The sequence below is a fragment of the Escherichia sp. AM3 genome, from assembly GCF_032029835.1.
Taxonomy (GTDB): Bacteria; Pseudomonadota; Gammaproteobacteria; order Enterobacterales; family Enterobacteriaceae; genus Escherichia; species Escherichia coli.
The window spans coordinates 1-238 of sequence record NZ_JAVUPQ010001288.1; the positions used below are offsets into that span (position 1 = coordinate 1).

At 47.5% G+C, this 238-nt stretch carries 1 pseudogene; it reads left to right on the plus strand.

The features are described 5' to 3' along the window. A pseudogene (locus RTW80_RS30715) lies at positions 1 to 238 on the plus strand (hypothetical protein); the annotation flags it as partial.

Below are 238 nucleotides of genomic sequence, written 5' to 3' on the forward strand. Positions count from 1 at the left end.
TTCATGTGGGGACTTGATGGTAAACATATCGCGCTGGAGGCTCACACCTTTGACTCTGTGAAATTTATTCTGACCACCGCTCTCGCCGGTGGTCTGCTGGCTGTTCCCCTGCAGATCAAAAACATTCAGCAGAACGGGATCACACCAGAAGATATCAGCAAGGAAATTAACGGGTATTACTGCTGTTTTTATACTGCCTTTTTCCTTATGGCGTGTTCTGCATGCGCACCATTGATCG